Genomic DNA, 22,933 nt, shown 5'->3' on the forward strand with positions numbered 1-22,933 from the left:
CTAGACCGGCAAAGCGCTCACGGTGCCCGATGGTCACTGAAAGTGGGTAGAATGCGGTTTTTTTCCACCTGCGGGGGTGCGCCTTGCGCGAAATCGTCCTGATAAACATCACGGGAGTCGACCGTCCCGGTCTGACTGCGGCCATTACCGGCGTTCTGGCCCAGGGTGGTGTGAACATTCTCGACATCGGTCAGGCGGTGATCCACGACACCCTGTCGTTCGGCATCCTGGTTGAAATTCCTGGTACCGAGCAAGGCAAGTCGGTGCTCAAGGACATCCTGTTCAAGGGCTACGAGCTCGATCAACAGGTCCGTTTCACGCCAGTGTCCGAAGAGGATTACCAGCAGTGGGTCGGCAACCAGGGCAAAAAACGCCACATCGTGACCCTGCTGACCCGCAAAGTGACGGCCGGGCAATTGCAGGCCGTGAGTTCCATCACCGCCAAATATGGCCTGAACATCGACCACATTGATCGGTTGTCAGGGCGCATGCCGCTGGATACGCCAGCGGATAAAGGCAAGGGCTGCATCGAGTTTTCCGTACGTGGCGAAGCGGCCGATCCGCAGGCGCTGCGTGCCGAATTCCTCAGCGTCGCCCAGGAACTGAACGTCGACATCGCCTTCCAGGAAGACTCGCTGTTCCGTCGTAACCGTCGCCTGGCGGTGTTCGACATGGACTCGACCCTGATCGAAGCCGAAGTGATCGACGAACTGGCCAAGGCTGCCGGTGTGGGTGACCAGGTCTCGGAAATTACCGAGCGGGCGATGGCGGGTGAGCTGGACTTCCGCGCCAGCTTCAAAGAGCGTCTTGCCTTGCTCAAGGGGCTGGATGTTGGCGTACTCGATTCCATTGGTGCATCCCTGCGCCTGACCGAGGGCGCTGAAACCCTGTTCGCTGAACTCAAGCGACTGGGTTACAAAACCGCCATTCTGTCGGGCGGGTTCACCTACTTCGCCAAGCAATTGCAGGCCAAGCTGGGTATTGACTATGTGTTCGCCAACGAGCTGGAAGTGGTGGATGGCAAGGTGACCGGCGTGGCGATCGAGCCGATTGTCGATGCGCAGCGCAAGGCTGATCTGCTCAAAGAGTTGGCGCACAAGGAAGGTTTGCGTCTGGAGCAGACCATTGCGGTCGGCGACGGCGCCAATGACTTGCCGATGCTGGCAATTGCCGGGTTGGGCGTGGCGTTTCGCGCCAAGCCGCTGGTTAAACAGTCGGCGAAGCAGGCAATTTCAACCCTGGGGCTCGATGGCGTGTTGTATCTGCTGGGCTTCCGCGATCGCGACGGACAACTGTAACGCCGCAAATCACCTGTAGGAGCGAGCCTGCTCGCGAAAAACGTAACGGCGCCGCGGACATCCAGAATGCCCGCGTCATCGTTAACGTCCATCGCGAGCAGGCTCGCTCCTACATTTGTGTGTCTCTATCAGGCTTTCGGTGAGCCCATTCCCTGGCCCATCTGCACCGGCGAACCTGCCGCCAATTCTTCAGCCCACTTCACTTGATCCGGCCCGAACAGCACGATAGCGGTCGAACCCAGTTTGAAGCGGCCCAGTTCCGCACCCTTTTCCAGATGGATCGGCGCACGAGCGGCCTCGTCGTAACGGAAGGTTTTCAGCTCGCGTTTCGGCGGCGTCACCAGCCCGGCCCACACGGTTTCGATCGATGCCACGATCATTGCGCCCACCAGCACGACGGCCATCGGCCCGCGTTCGGTGTCAAAGATGCACGCCACACGCTCGTTGCGGGCGAACAGTTCCGGCACGTTTTCGGCGGTGGTCTGATTCACCGAGAAAATCCGGCCCGGGATGTAGACCATTTCGCGCAGGGTGCCGGCCAGCGGCATGTGCACACGGTGGTAGTCCTTCGGCGACAGGTAAATGGTCGCGAAATCGCCACCCATGAACGGCGCGGCGTTCGCCGCATCGCCGCCAAGCAATTCGAGCACGCTGAAGCTGTGGCCCTTGGCCTGGAACACGCGGCCGTGTTCGATCGGCCCGAGTTGGCTGACCGCGCCGTCGGCCGGGCTGAGGATCGCGCCCGGTGTCTGGTCCAGAGGACGCGCGCCGTCCTTCAGGGCGCGGGTGAAGAAGGCGTTGAAGTGCTCGTAGGCCGTCAGGTCTTCGACCAGTGCCTGGGACATGTCCACCTGATAACGTTTGGCGAACCACGCGGTGAATGCATTCTTGAACCAGCGCACGCGGCATTCGGCGATGCAGCCGGCTAGTCGCGAGAGCAAATGGTGGGGCAGCAGGTACTGGCTGAGGATAAACAGACGCTTATTCATTAACTGTCCTTAAAAACCTTAAATCTCTACAGGGGTATCGGGGTGGTTGCCCCATTCGCCCCAGGAGCCGGCGTAGCCTTTGACCTGCGGATAACCGAGGGACTTGGCCACCAGATAGGTGAAGCCAGAACGGTGGTGAGTCTGGCAGTGGGTAATCACTTCTTTGTCTTTGCTGATCCCGAGTTGTTCGAGGATCTGCGGCATGTCGGTGCGGATGCGCAGGTTCCGGGCCTTGTCCATGCCGGCGGTCCATTCGAAATTGACCGCGCCAGGAATGTGTCCGCCCTTGGCCGCCAGGACTTTCTCACCGGAGTACTCCAGCGGCCCGCGCGCGTCCCAGATCGCCAGGTCGGCGGCGCCGAGACGGCTTTGCAGGTATTCGCGGGTCGCGGTGGGTTCGTCGTGCAGGGTCAATGCAACCGGGCCACCCACAGGAGCGGGGACCTGGATCGACATGGGCAAGCCTTCTGCCAGCCAGGCCGTCAGGCCGCCGTCGACATAGTGATAATTGCTGTGACCAATGACGTCCAGAAGCCAGATAAAACGCCCGGCCCAACCGCCGCCCTCGTCGTCATAAACCACGTAGACCGCATCGGGATTGTGCCCCAGCTCACCGAACAACGCTTCGAGTGCGGCTTGCGACGGCATCAGGCCTGGGGCGGGCGCCTGGCCGAGCTGTGTGCGTTTCGGATCGACAAACCGCGCACCGGGAATATGCCCTTCGGTGTAGCGGGCGCTGCTGGTCAGGTCCACCAGAATCAGATCACGGGCATCGAGGCGAGGGAGCAAGTCGCTCGGTTCGATCACCAGCGGCAAGCCAGAGAAGTCAGACATGTGAGGTCTCCAGAGCACAAAAGGGAGGATTGTAGCGCAGCGCTATTGGCCGCGGCGGCTAAAGTTATGCAGCGCTTTCTCGATGCACTGTGCCGTTTTGCCGAAGGCTTGCACGGTGATTTCCGAAAACGGCCCGCCGCCCTGATCCGCCACGACAATCATGATCACCCGGCCATTGTTGACCAGCGAGCGCAGCAGCAGGTGTTCGCCGCTGAACTGCGCGCGCAGGCCGTTGGGCAGCAGGGCTGAAAATTGTGCGTTGTTGGTCGGGTTAATCCGTACCTGGGCCTGTTGCGAAAGCAAGCGTTGCAGCACGGTGCTTTGGCTGACCGCAAAGTTCATCGCCGCCACTTCTTTGGGCAGCCCCGCCGTTTGGTGCACTCGCAGGTTGGCGTGGGTGCGGTCGGCCATCAGGATCATCACGCGGCGCATGCCGCAGGCGACGAGGGCGTCCCGGGCAGCGATGGTCAAGTGCATGGCATTGGTGAAGTGACTCGGTTCGACCAATAGCTCGGCGCATTGCTTGCGCCATTTCGCCAGGTCCTCGGCGGTGGGCGCGGGTGCCGGCAGCAAAGCGGCATGGACGCGATTCATGCCCCACGGCCAGATCAACGCTTCGGCGGGGTGCCAAAGGTCGGGCATGGCGTGATGGCGCGCACTGTTGGCGGCCTGCTGGTGCAATTGCTGTTGCACGTCTTCCATCGGTACTTGCAGGTATAGGCTGGTCAGATACTGCCACCGCTGGCTGTGCGGACTGTCCCAGGCCTGGTGCGCCGACAATGCCAGACCGTTGGCCAGCAACACGGTATTGGCCGGTTGATTGAGCCAGCGGCGCAGGGTCGGATCGTCATCGAGACGGTTCTGCTGGCGCAATGGATGCTCGCTGTCGCGGGCAATGCGCAGAACCTTCACCAGTTCCCGTTGCTCGGTGAGCAGCAGACGGTAGCCCTGCTGCACCCAGATCGGCAGGCGCCAGATGTCCGCCAGGGCCTGGCCGATGTCCAGCAGGCGTACGCCAAACAATTGCTTTTCGACCTTGCGCGCCGACTCGCCTTTATGAATGACCCGCAGTTCCCAGTCCTCCAGCAATTGCGGGTGAGTCAGGGCCAGTGGCCATAGCGGCGACAGAAACAACAGGCTGCCCCAGTAGATGTCCTGCCACAGGCGCGCCAGGCGACTGGCAAAAAAACCATTGGCCTGTTGCGTGGCGTGCTGGCTGATCATCTGCAACTGACGCAGGGCTTTGGGGATGTCGGTTTGCGGCAGTACGGGCATCCGGTCGAGCAATTCTTCAGTGCGTTTGAGGCCAAGGCGATTGATGGCGACCTCAAGGTTTTCCGCCGGCTCGGTCATGCTGCCATGGGTATGCCGGTTGGCTTCGCGGATCACGCTCAAGGCCAGGGGCGGGCTTTCCTGCATCAATTCGGCGATGTCGCGCAACGAGCTGCGATGGTCGCGAATGGCCAGCCAGACACGATCATGGATGGCCTTGGGAACCGGCAGGCGCACATCATCCAGAAGCTTGACCCAGCCTTCGAGTGTGGTCGGTTTTGGAATTGGAACGTTCGTTTCGTTAACCATGGTGGAGGCGATCATCGTCAGCGTTAACTGTGCCCGGAGTGGGTCAAATTGGCTTTTCGCCTGAACTGGCTATAGTCTGGCGCAGTTTTGCCGATAAGTAGAAGAAGAGATTTTTTAACTTCCGAATATGACCTTGAACCCGACTCAGTAAGTGCTCTCCTACCTATGGCTAAAATTATCGGCATCATCGTCGTATTCGCGAGCGTGCTCGGCGGATACGTGCTCTCCCACGGCAAAATTGCGGCGCTGATCCAGCCTTTCGAGGTGATGATCATCGGCGGCGCGGCCCTCGGCGCATTCTTGCAGGCCAACCCCGGCTACATGACGATGCACGTGCTCAAGAAATCCCTGAGCATGTTCAGCTCGCGTTTCAGCCACGGCTTCTACCTTGAAGTCCTGGGCCTGATCTACGAAATTCTCAACAAGAGCCGCCGTGAAGGCATGATGGCGATCGAAGGTGACATCGAAGATGCCGCCGCGAGCCCGATCTTCGCCAAGTACCCGGCGGTCCTGAAGGATGAGCGCATGACGGCGTTCATCTGCGATTACCTGCGCATCATGTCTTCCGGCAACATGGCACCTCATGAGCTTGAAGGGCTGTTTGACATGGAACTCTTCAGCCTCAAGGAAGACCTGGAGCATCCATCCCACGCCGTGAACGGCGTCGCCGACGCCATGCCCGGTTTCGGTATCGTCGCGGCGGTACTGGGTATCGTGGTGACCATGGCGTCCCTGGGCGAAGGTGACCAGAAGTCCATCGGCCTGCACGTGGGTGCGGCACTGGTCGGTACGTTCTTCGGTATTCTCGCCGCCTACGGCTTCTTCGGTCCGCTGGCCACTTCCCTGGCCCACGATTCCAAGGAAGAACTGAACGTCTACGAAGCCATCAAGGCCTCGCTGGTCGCCTCGGCTTCCGGCATGCCGCCATCGCTGGCCGTGGAGTTCGGACGCAAGGTTCTGTACCCGGCGCACCGTCCTAGCTTCGCCGAGCTGGAACAAGCGGTTCGCGGTCGTTAAGCATGGAGAACAATCAGCCGATAATCATCAAGCGCGTCAAGCGCTATGCCGGTGGGCATCACGGGGGCGCCTGGAAAATCGCCTTCGCCGACTTCGCCACGGCGATGATGGCGTTCTTCCTGGTGTTGTGGCTGTTGTCCACGGCGACGCCGGAGCAGAAGATCGCCATCGCCGGTTACTTCAAGGACCCGATCGGCTTCTCGGAAAGCGGCACGCCGTACATCATCGATCTGGGCGGCACGCCGACCCTGGCGCCGGAAAACACCCTCAACCCCGAGGTGAAGTCCCAGCCACAACCGGACAAGGTAACCGTCGACGCCGAACAGGTCGAAGGCATGGCCGAGATGGTCGAGAAGGAGCGTCTCGAACTGTTGCTGCAAGAGTTGCAGAACAAGGTCGAAGAGAATCCGCAGCTGCAGAAATTCAAAGACCAGATCATGTTCGAGATCACTCCGGACGGTTTGCGCATCCAGATCGTGGACGCCGAAAACCGGCCGATGTTCGACTCCGGCAGTGCCCGCTTGAAGCCGTATTTCGAAGACATCCTGCTGGCCATGGCCGACACCATCAAAGCGGTGCCGAACAAGATCAGCATCAGTGGCCATACCGATGCCAAGCCGTACACCGGCACCGGTGATTTCGGCAACTGGGAACTTTCGGCCAACCGTGCCAACGCCGCCCGCCGTGCGCTGGTCGCGGGAAGCTATCCGGATCAGCAGGTGGCGCGTGTCGTGGGGTATGCCTCATCGGCGCTGTTTGATCGTGAACATCCGTTCAATCCGATCAACCGTCGTATCGACATCATCGTGCTGACCAAGAAAGCCCAACGCGCCATCGAAGGCTCGCAAGGGGCCGAACCTGCCCCTGATGCCACGAAAGGAAGCGAGACGCCCGGAGCAGCGCCGGCTACCCCCGCCGATCCAAATGCGTTGCCGGCGGACAAGGAACCGCTGCCGGCCCACGAGCTTCGTGAGCGTCTGAATTTGTTCGAAGATCCGGCGCCGAAACCGTCAGCACCCGGGAGTGCGGCACCAGCCCCCGCCACTGCACCGGCCCCAGCGCCGAAGCAGTGATCCACAAAAAAGGCCGACATCGCTGTCGGCCTTTTTTGTGGGCGCGATTTCAGAAACCGCGAGAGATTCTGGATTTGAGGTCAGTATGAAAGCGATCGGCGTTAGTCCTGTTGACGCTTCGTACAGATTCGCTGCCGGTGAGCGATTCCAGTGACATCGAGCGTTTGAGTGTCGCTTCATCGCGATAGGCCTCGATGAAAAAATCGATGTCCTTTTCACGCGTCAGTTTCGGCCATTTATCGAGGTACAGCGGCAATTCTGTCGGTCCGGTCTTGAACGAGCAGATGCGCCGGTTGGTAATGGTCGCCTCGCCAATTTCGAACGGCACCCACCAGGACAGCGCGGTTTTTTCCGATACCACCGCCAGCAAATGCGTGCACTCACTGATATTGCGGGTGATTACGCCGGTGATGTCGTCGGTGGTCTGGGACTCTGGGTCCATCACATCCAGATAAGTTCTGATGTTGGCCTGCATCAGGCGGCTGTTGATGTTCATCGCATAGGCGCGATCCATGTGGCGGTAGCTGATAAACACAGGCATCAGAAATGTCCCTTGATGGCCAGTTCGCGGTAATAGGCGCCGAGGGCGGTGAGGCGGCATCCGGTGGAGTGAATGGCCGCGTAATACATATGTTCGGCATCCACTGGTTCGACCAGGCTGTGGCGGTTGCACTTTTGCAGTTGGGCGAAGACTTCGCCGTGCTCCGGGTTGAATTCAGGTTCGGTGGGCTCAAAGCTGGGGGCGAGGGGGTAGACCGACTCCGCTTCGGCAAACCACTCGGGCAGCTTGCGCAGGATTTCCTTGGGGATCAGCGGCGAGACCTCGCGCAGGGAAATGAACTGCGACACATTGGTCTTGAACACCGGCCGCTGCTCCCAGGCGTCGAGGGCGTTGTCGACGAATGAATAGAGGCTGCCGGGCGTAATTTTGCCGAGGATGTTCGCGGCACCGCCGTGTAATGCCTGAAGCAGCAAACCGGTGAAGACTCCGTGGCCGGCGCCTTCCATCGCCGGCTGTTCTTTTTTGCACGCCGTCAGAATGGTCATGCCCTCGCCAATCACGCTGCTCTCGCTGCGCAATGCGCGTATTTCGCCGGCCGACCCGCCCTGGCAGCAGTCGAGAATGATGACCTTGTTTTTGATTTTCGTGGCTTTGCTCGCCCAGTTCAGGATATCGCTGATCCGGATGCCGTCCTTCGCGGACTTGTAATCCTGAGGGATCAGCATGCCTTCGTCGGTATCGAGGTCGAAACTGCCGTGGCCGGCGAAATACAGCAGCGCGACGTTGCAGTCACCGGAGAACAGTTCGCGGATCTGGTCTTCGAGCTTTTCGCGACTCAAGTAGTCTTCGGCGGAGGTGAGCACGATGTTCTTGAAGTTCGGATCTCCATTGGCGTCGGTCTTCAATACCGAGGCCATGGCCATCGCGTCGTTGTTGCAGCCAATCAACTGGGAAACATGGGTGTAGTTGTTAATGCCGATAAACAATCCCTTGCGCATGGTTACACCGCCGTATGCTGACGAATGGCACTGACAATGCTGTTGGTGTTCCACGCACATTCGGCATGTGCGGCGTCCCGCACCACCGTGGAAATACGCTCGGCGCCGAACGGTTTGATCGCAATGATCACCTTGCCCATGCGCTTGGCGATTTCGATCTCTTTGTTGATCCACTTGCTGTAGGCCGAATACATCCCGGCCATGATCAGCACCGCCGAACAAGGGCGGATTTTGTTTTCAATGGCCAGCTCAAGTTGCTTGTCGGTTTGTGCGCCAACGATTGGATTGTGTGGGGGGACTGAAAAGTTCTTGAAGGTGAAGGTCGGGTGCGCGGTGAGCAGTTTTACCAGTCTGTCGTGGGCATCGGAGTAGTTCCACGAATGGCTGATGAACAGGTGATAGGTTTGCATGGGTGCCCTCGGTGTCGCCTGAATGCGAAGAGGGTTCGAATGTATGCAATTGAGTGGCGCTAACAAGGCTTGCGCGGTGAATCAGAAATGCCCTGCAAGTGTGTGGGCAGGTGTCTTACAGAGGCGTCTGACGTTTAAGGCGAGAGGGTATTTGTAGGCAGGAACGAGCGATCGCCCGCCCCACTGGGGGCAGGGCGGGCGATGCGTCTGTTTAGTAGCCGTTTTCCGGCAGGCTGGCGATGATCGAGCGGTAGCTGTTCATTCGTTGCTGCTGCACGCGGCCATCTTCCAGGGCCTTGAGCAGGGCGCAACCAGGCTCGCGGTCGTGCTTGCAGTCGCGGAAGCGGCAGGTGCCGAGCAGGTCGTTGAACTCGATGAAACCGGCTTCGACGTCGGCACGGCTGACGTGGCCCAGGCCGAATTCGCGGATGCCCGGGGAGTCGATCAACTCACCGCCACCGGGGAAGTGGAACAGTCGCGCGGTGGTGGTGGTGTGCGTGCCCTGGCCGGAAAGCTCGGACAGCGGTCCGACGCGGGTTTCGACGTTGGGCAGCAGGCTGTTGACCAGCGATGACTTGCCGACACCGGACTGGCCGACGAACACGCTGATGCGTCCGTCCAGCTGCTGTTGAAGTTGCTCCATGCCGTTGCCATGGTGCGCCGACACTTCCAGCACCGGGTAACCCAGCGTGCGGTAAACCGCGAGCAGAGCGTTCAGTGCCGGCGCGTTGTTTTCGTCGATCAGGTCGAATTTGTTCAGCAACAGCAGCGGCTTGATGCCGGCATGCTCGGCTGCGACCAGATAACGGTCGATCAGATTGGCATGGGGCTCGGGCAGCGGGGCGAAGACGATCACGATCATGTCGACGTTGGCCGCAACTGGCTTGAGCTGGCCACGGCTGTCCGGACGACAGAGTTCGGTGTTGCGTGGCAATTGGGCCACGATCACGCCGATGCCCTGGTTGCCGGCGCGCCAGACCACTCGGTCGCCAGTCACCAGTGCTGGCAGGTTGGCGCGCAGGTGGCAACGGAAAACTTCACCGGCCTGTTCGCCATCTACGGCCTCGACTTCGACTTGCACGCCGAAGTGCGCGATCACCAGACCGTGCTGTTCCGGGCCGAGGTCGCCGCCCTCAAGTGCCTCGACAGCCGAGGACTCGCGTTTGGCGGCGCGGGCAGCGCGTTCGCCCTGAATCTTTTCGATGCGCCAGTTTTGACGACGATTGAGTTGGCGTTTGGCCATGGGTGTTCCGTATAAAGAATGCAGCGATTAGGTAAAACGGCCGCGAGTTTAGCACGCCCGGCCACCGGCCTAGGCTAAACTGCGCAGCATTGCCTAGGAGCCGACACATGCAAAACCCGCAGAATCTGATCTGGATCGACCTGGAAATGACCGGTCTGAACCCGGATACCGACGTCATCATCGAAATGGCCACCATCGTCACCGACAGTGACCTGAACACTTTGGCCGAAGGCCCGGTGATCGCCATCCATCACAGCGACGAAGTCCTCGCCGGCATGGACGAGTGGAACACCCGTCAACACGGCGGTTCGGGGCTGACCCAACGCGTGCGCGAGAGCCGCATCAGCATGGCCGAGGCCGAGGCCGAAACCATCGCGTTCCTCGAAAAGTGGGTGCCGAAGGGCAAGTCGCCGATTTGTGGCAACAGCATCTGCCAAGATCGTCGCTTCCTTTATACCCACATGAAATCCCTGGAAAGCTATTTCCACTACCGCAACCTCGATGTGTCCACGCTCAAGGAACTGGCGGCGCGCTGGGCGCCGGATGTGCGTGACAGCTTCAAGAAAGGCAGTACCCACCTGGCCCTGGACGACATCCGCGAGTCCATCGCCGAGTTGCAGCACTACCGCAAGCATTTCATCAAGTTCTGATCATGCATCGCGAGGGCCATTGTGGCGAGGCAGCTTGTCGGGACGCCGCACCGCCCCGCTCGGCTGCGCAGCAGTCGTAAACCTGTAAACGCGGTCTGACTGGAAGGCTGCAAGGGAGCGCTTAGCACGCCAACAGGGCGGTGCGGCGTCCCGGCTAGCCCCTCGCCAAAGGTTTTCCGATTGCCCTCTTTTGGTGCTTGGGTGAAGTGAGTAGACTGCGCGCCTTTCTGCAAGGACCGCCACCATGTTGCTGATGCTCTACCTGATCGCCATCACAGCCGAAGCCATGACCGGCGCCCTGTCTGCGGGCCGTCGCGGCATGGACTGGTTTGGCGTGGTCTTGATTGCGTGCGTCACGGCGCTGGGCGGGGGATCGGTGCGTGATGTGCTGCTGGGGCATTACCCCCTGACGTGGGTCAAGCACCCGGAATACCTGGTGTTGACCTCTGTCGCGGCCATGGTGACGGTGTTCACGGCACGCTGGATGCGTCACCTGCGTTCGCTGTTTCTGGTGCTCGATGCCGTCGGTCTGGTGGCGTTTACCCTGATCGGCTGCATGACCGCCCTGGAAATGGGCCATGGCATGCTGGTCGCATCGGTCAGCGGGGTCATCACCGGGGTGTTCGGCGGCATCCTGCGGGATATCTTCTGCAACGATATTCCACTCATCTTCCGTCGTGAGCTCTACGCCAGCGTCTCGTTCGCCGCGGCGTGGTGCTACATGCTTTGTCTGTACCTGAATTTGCCCGGCGAACAGGCCATCCTGATCACCCTGTTCGGCGGTTTCCTGTTGCGCTTGTTGGCGATTCGTTTTCACTGGGAAATGCCAAAGTTTGTCTATAACGATGAGCAGTGAAGGATCTGCATAACGTGCAAGCGAAGATGCGGTAATTATTTAACGCAGGCTGGGTGGTTGGTTTTTATAAGCTGAAGTTCAACTTCGGTTTATAGGCTGCTTGTATGGTTGATCTATGTTTAGAACATTGCACTGATGATGGTCATAAGCGATTCATTGAAGAAAAAATTCCGGATTGGCTAACCCAGGCATCACCCGACAGACGCTTGGCTTTACGGCAAGCGCCTGTCATCGTTCCTGAATGGTACCGAATGGTATCAGCGGCTTCACACGCAGAGTTGGCGCAGGCTGTCAAAGCCAGCTGGATATCCCAGGCCAAGCTGGACCGGGTGTTCGAGTCGTTGGCCGATGCCCGTCGGTTTGCCGAGCCCTTGCTGCGCCAGGCGCTGAAGAATCGTTTTGGCGTCGAACTCGATGTTACCCACTCATACGTGCGGCTCTATTTGCCCAAAGGCATTTTGCCGGGGTATCAAGTTAAAACCCTTTCCCTGTTAGACGCGGCCCTGCATAACTTTGAGAAGAAGGAAGCCGCTGACCAGTACTTTGATAATGCATCCTGTTTTATCAGCGAACCTGATAGCCATGGCCATTTTCATGTATTGCCCATTAACGAACGAATAACGATCGGCGCCTTTGCTTCAATGTGCCGCGAACTGGATATCGGCGGTCAGTACGCATCACAATTGGAGGCGATTCTGTTACCCAGGGATTCAGTGGCCCGGGTCGGACTGGCGTTCAGGGTCAAGACCAGTCAAAAAGATGCGTTCAGGGCGGCTGTGCTCCTGGCGCGGATGAAAGGTGACATCGGCACCGATTCCCTGGTGTCGCTGCTGCGGCTGCTGGATGGCGTGGCGAGTCTGGCGTTGCGCTGCTACCAATTGCAGATCATGACGGCCCGGCTGACCGGGATCATGGTGCTGGCGGGTGATCTGGAAGGTTCATCCCGCGTGGAACCGTTGATCGTGTATGTGCCTGACGATCCGCAGCATCCGATCAAAGAGTACCCGTCGGCCCTGGCGTTCAAGACGGCATTGACGGAGCAACTGCGTTCACCGGCCTATCAACGGTTTTTTGCCCGGTTTATCGCCCATGAACAGCGCGGTTATTTTTTTGCCGCGCTCGACCAGCACTTGAATGCCGAGACCTGGCATGCAGTACAGCCGGGTGACCCACGGCCGGCCTGGCGACGCACGCCCGTCGACAACCCCAAGTTGCGATTCCACGCGCACCCGGTTCAGGGTGATCCATGGCAATGGCTGTATCAGGACAAGCTCGACAAAATCCTCAATGACGCGCGCATCATCGCCGTGCCCACGGCCGATGAGGATCGCCAGTCGCGCTGGGCGCTGTGGGACAGCCTGGAAAACGTGGCTTCGATCGTCGTGCAGGTCGCAACCCTGGTGGCAATGCCCTTCGTGCCGTTTCTGGGTGAAGTGATGCTGGCGTATACCGCTTATCAATTGCTCGATGAAGCCTTTACCGGTGTTCTCGATTGGGCTGAAGGGCAAGTGTCCGAGGCCGCTGATCATCTGCTGGTCATCGCCGAGAACCTCGCGCAGCTCGGCGCTTTCGGGGTGGCGGGGGCTGTGGCCGCAAAGGTGCTCCCTCTCAAGCCGTCGGCGTTTATCGAGGGGCTTAAACCGGTAGCACTGCCCGACGGTCGCATGCGTTTATGGAATCCCGACCTGCAACCCTACGAACAAACCGCTGCGCTGCCGACCGGCGGCATACCGGACGAGCAGGGGCTACAGCATCACGCTGGCAAAACCTTTTTGACGCTTGAGGGGCGCACTTATGCAGTGGGCGCCGAGGCTGAAAGCGGTACATATTCCATTCGCCACCCGCAGCGGGCCGACGCCTACCGACCGCGACTCGCCCACAACGGCGCCGGCGCCTGGGCCCACGAGGTCGAGCGACCGATGCAATGGCAGGGTGCGCAACTGTTCCGGCGGCTGGGGCACTCGGTTGCAGAATTTTCCGACGAGACCGCGCAACGCATATTGGCGGTCAGCGGGATCGATGAAGCGATGCTGCGGCACCTGCACGTTAACGCGCGGCGTCCACCGGCCTTGCTGGAGGATACGATTCGACGTTTCAAGGTCGATGAGCGGGTTCGGGCGTTCCGTGAATACGTTGCCAGCCCGGACCCTGGCATTTACGCCAAGGCTGACGTGTCTCTGCAATTGGAGCTGCTGAAGACGCAGGAGGTGGTGTTGTCCGAGGGACAGTTGCTTGACGGCAACGTGATTCAAACCGTTGTGACCACACTGGAAGAGGGGGCCCTGAAAAGACTCCTTGGGTTAAGCACCGCGCCGGGTGACGCGCTGCCGTCAGTGACGGTTCGTGCCTCGCTGCTGCGCAGCCGCATGGCGCAATGGGCACAAACCCGTCGCGAACAGTTGTTCGAGGCCCTTGAGGAGGCTTTCGAGTCAGGCGCGGACAGCCACACCCGGCAGATGCGCCGGGTTTTTCCACGGTTGCCGCGCACGATCGCGCAGGAGTTGTGGGCCGAGTCCGGAGCCGCCGAACGCCTGCACCTGCACAACAGGCATGGCATGCCGCGGCGAATGGCTCACGAAGCGCTGTACTACCTGCGTGAATTGCGCCTGAACCGCGCCTATGAGGGACTCTACCTGGAGGCGCAATCAAGCACGGATACGGACATGCTGGCCCTGCATATGCTCGAAACGCTCGACGGCTGGTCGGCGGACATTCGCATCGAAGTGCGTGACGTCGATGTGGCGGGCGCTCTGCATGACAGCATCGGCCGCCCCGATGCGCCGATACGCAAGGTTCTGGTCAGGCAACAGGGGCGATACGAGGCCTTTGATGAGCATGGCGAGGCGCTCCATGGCCTGGATAATCTGTTCGGTGCTGTCCAGCATGCGTTGCCCCAGGCGCAGCGCGAAGCCATTGGTTTGCCTCACGTCGGGCAGGGGGGGGAGTTGGAGCAGGCCATCAGGCGTCGGCCATTGCTGCCGCGGTCCGAATTGCGAGCGTTGTTCGGGCAACCGCCTCTGGAACCCGGTACGCGCTCTCCCATGGGGCTGGCGGTTGGTCGTTCTGGTTATTTGCTGGGCGGTGGTGACAGCCTGCCCGCGGCATCCGGCGCGATTGAGCCGCGCTTGCGCAGGCTGTTTCCCACGTTGGCGGAAGAAGATTTACAGACCTTGCGAGAGACCCGCCTGGGTGCCGATCCGTTGCCAGCCCTGGCCCACCTGGAAAATGAACACCTGACACTGCTCAATGACCTGCAGATCTGGGCCGACGATGTGCCCGCCCGTCACCCTCTGACGGATGTTGCGCTGTCTGCCGAAGTGAGCGCCGCGCAAAGGCGTAACCGCGCCGCTTTCATTGAGGTGGTGAAGGCCTGTTGGCGCCGGCAACTGACCCCGGAAAACCGCTTTGACACTAGCCGGTTCTTTTCAAAACTGGACGTCATTGGCGACTTGCCTGAACTGTCGGCGGATTTCAGTCATGTGTCCGAGTTTTTGCTGGTCAACAGCAGTGGTTGTCTAAGGGCGGGCCGCTTTCTTGAACGCTTCCCCAATCTTCAGTTCCTGACGATGAGGGGCGTTCGCCTGGAAGCCTTCCCTGTCGAGACCTTTCAGATGCGATCACTCATCTGCCTGACGCTCGAGAATTGCAACCTTCGTTTGACGCAGGCTACTGCAGAAGGGTTGGCTCATATGGAGAACCTTGAAGAGTTGGACCTGGACAATAATCCGTTGGGTCTCAGCCCTCAGGTGGTCCACATGAAGAAGCTTGAGCGGCTCCACTTGAAGTCCACCGGATTGAGGGAAGTGCCCGATGGACTGTTTGGGTTGGAAAAGTTGGCGTTTGCCGACTTGACGTTCAATGACATTGTAGAAATGCCTGATGAGTTATTTGATGTGCCTGATACCCGCCCTGTGAATTACAACTTTACGGATAACCCCCTGAGTGCTGCGAGTCAGCAACGGGTTGCCGAATATAAAAACAATTTCAGCATTGATAAGCAGATCCTGATTCAGGTGGATGACGAGTTGGTAGACGAATTTCATGATCTGGGTATCGAAACGGAATCCGATGAAAGTGGGCTGGAAACGGGTGGTGAAAGTAGTGTGGATGACGACTGAACACAATCGATGTATTGATTGTTGTTGCGATTGCTGCGTGTTTTTCTGAGGGCTGTAGCCGGTCTGGTTTTAGAAATATCAAGTCAAGAAGAGCTGAGATGGTCGCGCGCCAAGTGCTTAAGTTAGAGGGCGTGCGGTCTTCAGCTCTTCCGTTTCTTCGAGTGCTGAGTGTTCTCGGTGGTTATAGGGGGGAGTGGAAATAGTCTGTTAATCTTATGAATGGTCGCGATCTATCTTTCTTGTTATTTGTTTTTGGTAAGCGCGTGTAGTCAGGCAGTTGGTGAAGTTGCCAGTTGTTGGGTGCAGCATCCAATGCAGCCAAAAGGTTGCTACTAAAAAAATGGCAAGGAATATGGATATGAGTGACTCGAAAGAACTGGGTGTCGAAGTGGGTTCTGTTGCAAATGCGTTGCAAGCCCAGGCATCCGTGCAGATCGATAAAGTAACCCGGCTTGAAGTCAGATTCGAAGCGCCTGGCGTTGAGTCGAAACGGTTATATGCCAATGGCAGAATGCAAGTAAGGGTATGGGTCTTTGTAGAAGCCCAGGATGCAGATGGCAATGCTGTTTCGCTGCCATATTTTCCTGACCTGGTTTCGGCAAGGCTGATTGAATATCACACTGGCAAGCCCTTGCAGCAGGATGTCTATACCGGCAGACCGTTGCAGGGCTGGAACTCCAGCCATGTCGAGAACAAGTATTCCCACGAGGTGCCGGGATGGGGGCTGTCGTCCTTGATCAGCGATCGTCTTTCCGCATTTCGACAGGCACCCCTGGTGTTTTGGGTGTCGTCCTCTGTGGTCGGACAGACACAAGTCGCGGTAGAGGTGACGCTGCAAGGGAAAGTTTACAGAAGTAACAATACAACTAACCCAGATGGCACAAAAATTAACAAAAGTGTCGTTCTTCATGCTGAGAAGAAGGCGACTTATGCCGTTGAACACTTTCGCTGGGAGTCGGAGCAGCTCAAGGTTGGTGATGCATTTAACAGTTTTAGCTTATACCATCTTGGGCTCTATCTTGGTTCGAGACAGGTCGAGCTGTTCTCTTGGGAAAGTGCCAGGTACAACCCGGATAACAGATACCCAATAGAGTTTTGTCGGGTGCGCCCGAATAGTCTCGCGTGGGCGATCAAGTATTTCACTGGTGTTTTACCTTCTGCTACTCAGAAAAGTGTTCGAGTCAATTTGCCCGGCGGGCAATACGATATTGAAGTGCATAAGCGTTCTGGGGAGCTCTCGTTGGTTAATGGTTTTTCGTCAAGACTTGGCGGTAATTTTCAGACTCGAAATGAGGTGTTTCCGTTTACCGTTATTGATGAATACGGTAATGATCATGCCCTGTCGATCGAAATAGACGAGCATAATCTCAAGTTTAATCTGCGCAGGGGTTGATACTCGCTTGGCGCCTGAATTTTTTCGGAAGTTTGGCGCCAGTCTCGTCTCTATGAAAGAGACTGGGATTCATGCTGATGGGAACGTCAAATGACTACAAGTAATTCAAGAAATATTTATTCGAATGCTTTTAATTTTCATGATTTTATTTCCGGGGGGGTCGACCCACGTACGGGAATTTATACCTGCTCCATAACGATGGGTGAAATCAAGTCCGGTGGGTTAAATGGCCCCTCCTTGCCGATCAACCTGTATTTCAATCCGCTCAATGGCGCTGATATCGGTTTGGGGGTGGGATGGTCGCTGGCATTGACCCGCTATGACTCGGCGGCGCAGACGCTGACGCTGTCCAGTGGCGAAAGTTATAAGGCCAGGACATTGGCCACACGCTTGGCCTTCGATGAACTGAAGCTGGAAACCATCAAGGCCAGTCGTCCCGCACCCAATCGCTACGACATTGTGCATAAGAACGGCCTGCGTGAAGAACTCGAAGTCTACGGTGCGAGTGACATAGCGGTTCCAAAGCGTATTGTCGCGCCAAATGGCGGCAGCATCACGCTCGATTACACCGCTATAAACGATCAGCCAATACTCAGGGAGGCGAGGGACGATCAGCGTATTTTGCTGAGTGTTTCGCGCACCCCTGGTGCAGTTCGCCTTGTTCAATACCCCGGCACCCCCTGTGAGGCGCGCTTTGTTCTGTCGCTCGTCAATGACCGGGTTGTATCCATTGATTTGCCGACCGGTGATGCGTGGATCCTGACGTACGAGGATATCGAAGGTCGAAGTTATCTGAAGCAAGTCGACTCGCCGCTGGGTGCACGCGAGTTCATTGGTTATCAGCAGCAGGGGCATCGGTTTCCGCGCGGAGCTCCCCTGCGATCCATTCCCTATGTCAACTCGCATACGGTGTTCCCTCGGCATAATCAGCCGGCGATAACCACCAATTACGAGTTTTCCGACAACAATTTTCTGGGCTTCGACGCCGAAGGCATCAAGTGGACGGAGGAAGGAGATAACCTTTATCAGGCCTCAGACGACTATTCCTATACTTCGACCGAGCGCTTGATGCTGGATGGGAAGGTTCATCGCTCTACTGTCCGTACCTACAACAAATATCATCTGCAGGTCTCGGAGGTGGCGAATTGCAAGAAGGTGGCTACCTCGCAACGGATTGAGTATCACCTTGATCCGCGCAGAGATTTTTCAGAGCAGCCAGCACAGTTCAGGTTGCCAAGAATTCAGACCCTGCGTTACCACGACCGCGAGACGAACACATCGCGGGACGAGGTACTGCGTACCGAATTCGATGCTTTTGGCAACTTGCTCAAACAGGTCGAACCGAGTGGCGTGACCACGGTTTGTGAGTTCTACCCGGCGGCGGGCGCCGATGGCTGTCCGGCGGACCCTTTGGGTTTCGTGCGGTTCGAGAAACAGCGAACAGTCTTTCCAGCACCTGGATTCGCTGCGGCCGAGACCACCACCACACGTTATCGTTATCAGCTACAGCGTGGGGTGAACGGCGCATCAGTGCAGAACATCGTCCGCGTGCACGAGCAATTTCTTGAACGGGTACAGGGCAGCGAGACGCTCTGCTCTCAAACTGACCTGGTTTACATCGATCGCCCCACCGATCCCCTGGTTCACGGTCTGCTGGAAAAGCAAACCATCACCTGTAATGGCCAATCGACCCAATCTGAATTCCAGTACAGCCATGGTGGCACGACCCGCACGCTGCAAACCACGCTGATAGGATTTGATGGCACCCGCAAAACGGTCACCACCGCCTATTCGGCCCTCAATGGGGTGAAATTATCCGAGCGCAACGAGGATGAAGGGACCGTTGTCTTCGAGTACGACGCTCTTGGCCGAGTGGTGACGGAGACCGTGGCGCCTGACACCGCATATACCGCCAGGCGCCGCAATATCTATCAGCCTGCGGTTGGCAATAGCACGCCGGCGACGATTGTCAGCACTGACGTAAACGGCCAGCAGCAGCGCGTCACTTTTGACGGTCTCGGGCGTACGATTCGTATCGAGGAGCAAGACAGCGACCACCAGGCCGATGGGCCGCTACGCCTGGTTTACTCGGCGCAATACGACGCGGCGGGCCAGCTCATCGAAGAAACCGGCACTGACTGGTTGCAGGGCGCTCCCCTGGCGATAAAAACCGCCTTCATCTTTGATGATTGGGGGCAGGTAAAAACCACACTCCATGGTGACGGTCGAAAAGAGCACGTGGAATTCGATCCAGTGACCCTTCGCAAAGAGCAGTGGCAGGAAGGCATGGGCAAGACCGTCACGCTCTACCAGGGTTTCGGCAAACCCGAAAGTGTCGAGGTGTTCGACCTGAAGGGAAGGAGTCTGGGCAAGACCCTTCACGAATATGATGGCCTGGGAAGGGCTGTCAGTCGAACCGATCCGGTGGGGAATACAACGCGTTATCAGTACGACGTATTCAATCGACTCCGGCGCAGTGTATTGCCCGATGGCCATGCTGTGGAAACCGAGTATGCACTCCATAGTCCCGGACAAATGCCCGTCGAGGTCAAAGTCGCGGGCCGTAGTCTGGGTCAGCAGGCCTTTGATGGGGTCGGACGGTTGATCCAGAGCAACGTCGGCGGTCGAGTGACCAGGGTGGGGTTCGAGTCGGGCTTCAGCAAGCCCGCCTGGGAGCAGGCACCAGGCGGTGAAAGGATCGAATACCAGTACGAACGCAACCTGGGCGGGCAAGTGATTCAACGCAGTGCCAATGGATTAGTGGCCAGGTATGCCTACCATCCGACGCTCGGCCTGCCGGCGATGTGCACGGAACAAGGACGCGAGACCCGTTTCGAGTATTACCCTTCCGGGCGACTCAAGCGTGAGCTGTCCATCGTGGGAGAAAAGCAGGAGAAGGCCCTCTATAGCTATTCCTTGGGGGGGCGTCCCCTCACGTGCACCGATGTGCTCGGTCACCGACACACGACGGATTACGATGAATGGGGGCGTCCAAAATCGTTTGAACAACATGCACTCAAAGCCGCATTTGCCTACAACGCGTTGGGCCAATTGACTGAGGTCGACGCCCAAGACATGAAGGGGGAAAGTTCGCTGGTCACCCGACTGGCTTACGATGATCTGGGGCGCGAAATCTCGCGCCGTTTCGAGGCCAGCGAATCAGGCAGCCAAACCCTGACTTCAAGTTACACACCGACCAGCAAGTTGGCGCAGCGCACATTGAAAAGCGGCGATGACGTCATACGTGACGAGCGCTTCACGTACGACTCGCGCGGCCGCCTGAGCCAGTACAGCAGCCGTGGCACGCACCGACCGCGCGACCCATATGGCAAAGAGATCATCAAGCAAACCTACGTGTTTGATGCGATGGACAACATCGTCTCCCTGGAAACCGAATTTCCCGGCGGTAAAAACCTGGCTTCCTTCGATTACAGTGCCAGCGATCCTACTCAATTGATCGGCATCCGGCACAGCCACAAGGATTATCCGGCGCCGGTCGTGCTGGAGTATGACGCCAACGGTCAGTTGATCAGGGACGAACAGGCCCGCAGGCTGACTTACGATGCGCTAGGGCGCCTGACTCAAGTGGCCAGCGCCGTCGGGGACGTGGTGCGCGGCTATCACTACGACGCGCAGGATCGGTTGGTCGAACTGTCGCAGCCGGTCGGCCCGCCGACCCAGCGATATTACCGCGAAGGCCGCGTGCTGAACGAAGTGTGCGGCCGGGACCAGAGCACCTGCTTGCGCAACGCCGGCATTTTATTGGGGCAGAACCGGCAAGGGCAGGGCGCCGGCACCTGGTTGTTGGGTGCCGACCAGCAGCAGAGTGTGTTGAGCGAAGTCACTGGGTCGCGGCGCCAGGATTTTGCCTACAGCCCATATGGACATCGTCTGGCAGAGGGCGGCCTGTTCAGCGTGCTGGGTTTCAGTGGCGAAGCGCTCGATCCTTCGACAGGCTTGTACTTGCTGGGCAATGGCTACCGTGGCTATAGCCCTGTGCTGATGCGCTTTGTCAGCCCGGACAGCATGAGCCCGTTCGGCGCCGGCGGATTGAACCCCTACGCCTACTGCGGCGGCGACTCCATCAATCGGGTGGACCCGACAGGGCATTTCTGGAAAGCCTTGTTGGGGATAGCAATGTCTATTGCCGGCCTTGCCCTGAGTGTCGTGACAATGGGCGCAGCCACGCCACTGGCGGTTATTGGCCTGACGCTGGCGGCGGCATCTACAACGTTGGGGATTGCCGGCATCATTGTCGACGAAGTGGCGCCGCAGTCAGGCATCGGAGAGATTTTGGGCTGGGCCAGCCTGGCCACTGGTGTGCTGTCGGCAGGGGCCGGTTTGGGCGCCTTGGGCAAAAGTGCCACGCAATGGGGGGGTAAATTGGCTAATGCCTTCAAGCCCGGGTTGAGTGGAAAACCCGCGGATGCAGCGAGGGCCATGGCCAGGGGAATGGGGCAGGGAACTTCAAGGTCGGCTCGGGCCGCGACAGCCGGTATGGATGACGCTTTCAGAGGGAACGGCCCCTGGAAAATCAAGCTGGCCAAGCCCGACAAGATCATCAAGCAACTGGGCAAATCCCAACAGGGCGAGTACGACAAGTTCAAGAACGCCATTTATCACGGGGGAGTCGACCCTTCCGAGGCCGCGCGAAACATGGATAACCCTTATCCAAAAATGCTGCAAAGCGTCTCCAAGGCTGGTCGAGACGCCCAAGGCAACGCAACCAACAAAGTCAACATGTGGGAGGTACGGATCGGAGGGAAAGATCGTGTCACGTATCTGGTGGATGATACTGATCGGTTAGTCACCATTCTGGAAGTGGGAGGACATACCTGACCCGGCACTCCGGCTAAGCCTGTCGGGCCGAGTGTTGACGCAGTGCCCACTCCACATGCTCTCTGACCAGTTCCGACGGGTATTCCCGCCGCGCCTTCAACGCTTCCAGCACCGGAATCGTTGAAGGCGCATTGCCCAGGCCCACCGCCAGGTTACGCAACCAGTTTTCATAACCCGTGCGGCGCAATGGCGAGCCTTCGGTGCTGTTGAGGAATTTATCCTCGTCCCACATAAACAGGTTGGCCAGCTCGGCGTTGTCCAGATTGTGCCTGGGCTTGAAGTCGCTTTCGCCGGACGGCCGGGCGAAACGATTCCATGGGCAAACGATCTGGCAGTCATCGCAACCGAACACTCGATTGCCGATCAGTGGTCGCAAGTCTTCGGGGATCGCGCCTTTGAGTTCAATGGTCAGGTAGGAAATGCAGCGCCGGGCGTCCAGCACATAGGGGCCGACGAAGGCGTTGGTTGGACAAATATCGAGGCAGGCACTGCATCGGCCACAGTGCTCGGTGGCGTGGGGCGGGTCCACCGGCAACGGCAAATCGACAAACAGCTCGGCCAGGAAGAAATAACTGCCGGCCTTGCGATTCAAAACCAGCGTGTTCTTGCCGATCCAGCCCAGGCCGGCCTGTTCGGCGATGGCTTTTTCCAGGATAGGCGCACTGTCGACAAAGGCGCGATAGCCGAACGGGCCGATTTCAGCTTGAATCTTTTCCGCCAGTTGTTGCACGCGTTTACGGATCAATTTGTGGTAATCGCGGCCCAAGGCATAACGTGAGACGTAGGCTTTTTCCGGCTGGGCGAGCATCTGCGCCATTTGCGTGTCGCCCGCCAGGTAGTCCATGCGCAGGGAAACGACTCTCAATGTGCCCGGCACCAGTTCTTCCGGGTGCGAGCGTTTGCTGCCGTGGGCGCCCATGTAGTCCATTTCGCCGTGGTAGCCGGCGTCGAGCCAGCGCTCCAGGTGCTGCTCATGCTCGCCCAGGTCGAGACCGCTGATGCCGACTTGCTGAAAGCCCAGCTCGCGGCCCCAGTCCTTGATGGATTGGGCGAGAGTGGGCAGGTCTGGAGTAATAGCGGGCATGAGGCGAGAGAAACCGGAGCTGAGGTGCGTATAATTCTGCCAGACATC

The 22,933-nt window shown here is 58.5% G+C and carries 16 protein-coding genes; 8 read left to right on the forward strand and 8 right to left on the reverse strand.

Annotated elements, in window-relative coordinates; all coding sequences use genetic code 11:
- Nucleotides 1-83 precede the first annotated feature (83 nt).
- The gene (serB, locus tag GQ39_RS27490) at nt 84-1,298 is read left to right on the forward strand and encodes a phosphoserine phosphatase SerB (protein WP_047536669.1); all 1,215 of its coding nucleotides are present in this window, start codon (nt 84-86) and stop codon (nt 1,296-1,298) included.
- A 128-nt stretch (nt 1,299-1,426) separates the two neighbouring features.
- Here the strand turns inward: serB and asd are convergent, their stop codons facing one another.
- Genes asd through GQ39_RS27505 form a run of 3 tightly spaced genes read right to left on the reverse strand, consistent with a single transcriptional unit; the run spans nt 1,427 to nt 4,702 of the window.
- A complete protein-coding gene (gene asd / locus GQ39_RS27495; RefSeq protein WP_047536672.1) occupies nt 1,427-2,287 on the reverse strand; it encodes an archaetidylserine decarboxylase in 861 nt (286 codons plus the stop codon).
- 18 nt (nt 2,288-2,305) lie between these two features.
- Nucleotides 2,306-3,121: a rhodanese-like domain-containing protein gene (locus GQ39_RS27500; protein ID WP_047536675.1), complete on the reverse strand. Its 816-nt coding sequence runs from the start codon at nt 3,119-3,121 to the stop codon at nt 2,306-2,308.
- Nucleotides 3,122-3,163: 42 nt separating this feature from the next.
- A complete protein-coding gene (locus GQ39_RS27505) occupies nt 3,164-4,702 on the reverse strand; it encodes an HDOD domain-containing protein (protein WP_047539216.1) in 1,539 nt (512 codons plus the stop codon).
- A 165-nt stretch (nt 4,703-4,867) separates the two neighbouring features.
- Here GQ39_RS27505 and motA point away from each other — a divergent pair, with 165 nt between their 5' ends.
- Both motA and motB read left to right on the forward strand, forming a co-directional pair.
- On the forward strand, nt 4,868-5,719 hold the full coding sequence (motA, locus tag GQ39_RS27510; RefSeq protein WP_047536678.1) for a flagellar motor stator protein MotA: 852 nt from the start codon (nt 4,868-4,870) through the stop codon (nt 5,717-5,719).
- A gap of 2 nt (nt 5,720-5,721) precedes the next feature.
- Entirely contained in the window at nt 5,722-6,792 is a 1,071-nt protein-coding gene (gene motB / locus GQ39_RS27515) for a flagellar motor protein MotB (protein ID WP_047536681.1), read from the forward strand.
- 49 nt (nt 6,793-6,841) lie between these two features.
- Here motB and GQ39_RS27520 read toward each other — a convergent pair whose 3' ends face one another.
- The 4 genes from GQ39_RS27520 to rsgA form a co-directional block, all read right to left on the reverse strand.
- A complete protein-coding gene (locus GQ39_RS27520; RefSeq protein WP_047536684.1) occupies nt 6,842-7,333 on the reverse strand; it encodes a toll/interleukin-1 receptor domain-containing protein in 492 nt (163 codons plus the stop codon).
- Entirely contained in the window at nt 7,333-8,292 is a 960-nt protein-coding gene (locus GQ39_RS27525; RefSeq protein WP_047536687.1) for a caspase family protein, read from the reverse strand. Before GQ39_RS27525 ends, GQ39_RS27520 begins: the two co-directional genes overlap by 1 nt.
- 2 nt (nt 8,293-8,294) lie before the next feature.
- Nucleotides 8,295-8,702, reverse strand: a complete 408-nt coding sequence (locus GQ39_RS27530) for a TIR domain-containing protein (protein ID WP_047536690.1) — start codon at nt 8,700-8,702, stop codon at nt 8,295-8,297.
- 211 nt (nt 8,703-8,913) lie between these two features.
- Entirely contained in the window at nt 8,914-9,945 is a 1,032-nt protein-coding gene (gene rsgA / locus GQ39_RS27535) for a small ribosomal subunit biogenesis GTPase RsgA (protein ID WP_047536692.1), read from the reverse strand.
- Between the two features lie 107 nt (nt 9,946-10,052).
- Between rsgA and orn the strand changes: the two genes are divergently transcribed.
- The 5 genes from orn (at nt 10,053) to GQ39_RS27560 (ending at nt 21,801) form a co-directional block, all read left to right on the forward strand.
- On the forward strand, nt 10,053-10,595 hold the full coding sequence (orn, locus tag GQ39_RS27540) for an oligoribonuclease (protein ID WP_047536695.1): 543 nt from the start codon (nt 10,053-10,055) through the stop codon (nt 10,593-10,595).
- 244 nt (nt 10,596-10,839) lie between these two features.
- Nucleotides 10,840-11,451: a trimeric intracellular cation channel family protein gene (locus tag GQ39_RS27545; RefSeq protein ID WP_047536697.1), complete on the forward strand. Its 612-nt coding sequence runs from the start codon at nt 10,840-10,842 to the stop codon at nt 11,449-11,451.
- Between the two features lie 278 nt (nt 11,452-11,729).
- On the forward strand, nt 11,730-15,569 hold the full coding sequence (locus GQ39_RS27550; RefSeq protein WP_236693121.1) for a dermonecrotic toxin domain-containing protein: 3,840 nt from the start codon (nt 11,730-11,732) through the stop codon (nt 15,567-15,569).
- Nucleotides 15,570-15,927: 358 nt separating this feature from the next.
- Nucleotides 15,928-16,962, forward strand: coding sequence for a hypothetical protein (locus GQ39_RS27555; protein WP_236693122.1), 1,035 nt, complete (start codon nt 15,928-15,930; stop codon nt 16,960-16,962).
- Nucleotides 16,963-17,052: 90 nt separating this feature from the next.
- Nucleotides 17,053-21,801, forward strand: coding sequence for an RHS repeat domain-containing protein (locus GQ39_RS27560; RefSeq protein WP_047536703.1), 4,749 nt, complete (start codon nt 17,053-17,055; stop codon nt 21,799-21,801).
- 13 nt (nt 21,802-21,814) lie between these two features.
- Here GQ39_RS27560 and queG read toward each other — a convergent pair whose 3' ends face one another.
- Complete coding sequence (gene queG / locus GQ39_RS27565; RefSeq protein ID WP_047536706.1) at nt 21,815-22,885, reverse strand: tRNA epoxyqueuosine(34) reductase QueG; 1,071 nt, start codon at nt 22,883-22,885, stop codon at nt 21,815-21,817.
- Nucleotides 22,886-22,933: the final 48 nt, after the last annotated feature.

It is taken from the genome of Pseudomonas sp. 11/12A (assembly GCF_000800055.1).
Lineage (GTDB): Bacteria > Pseudomonadota > Gammaproteobacteria > Pseudomonadales > Pseudomonadaceae > Aquipseudomonas > Aquipseudomonas mohnii.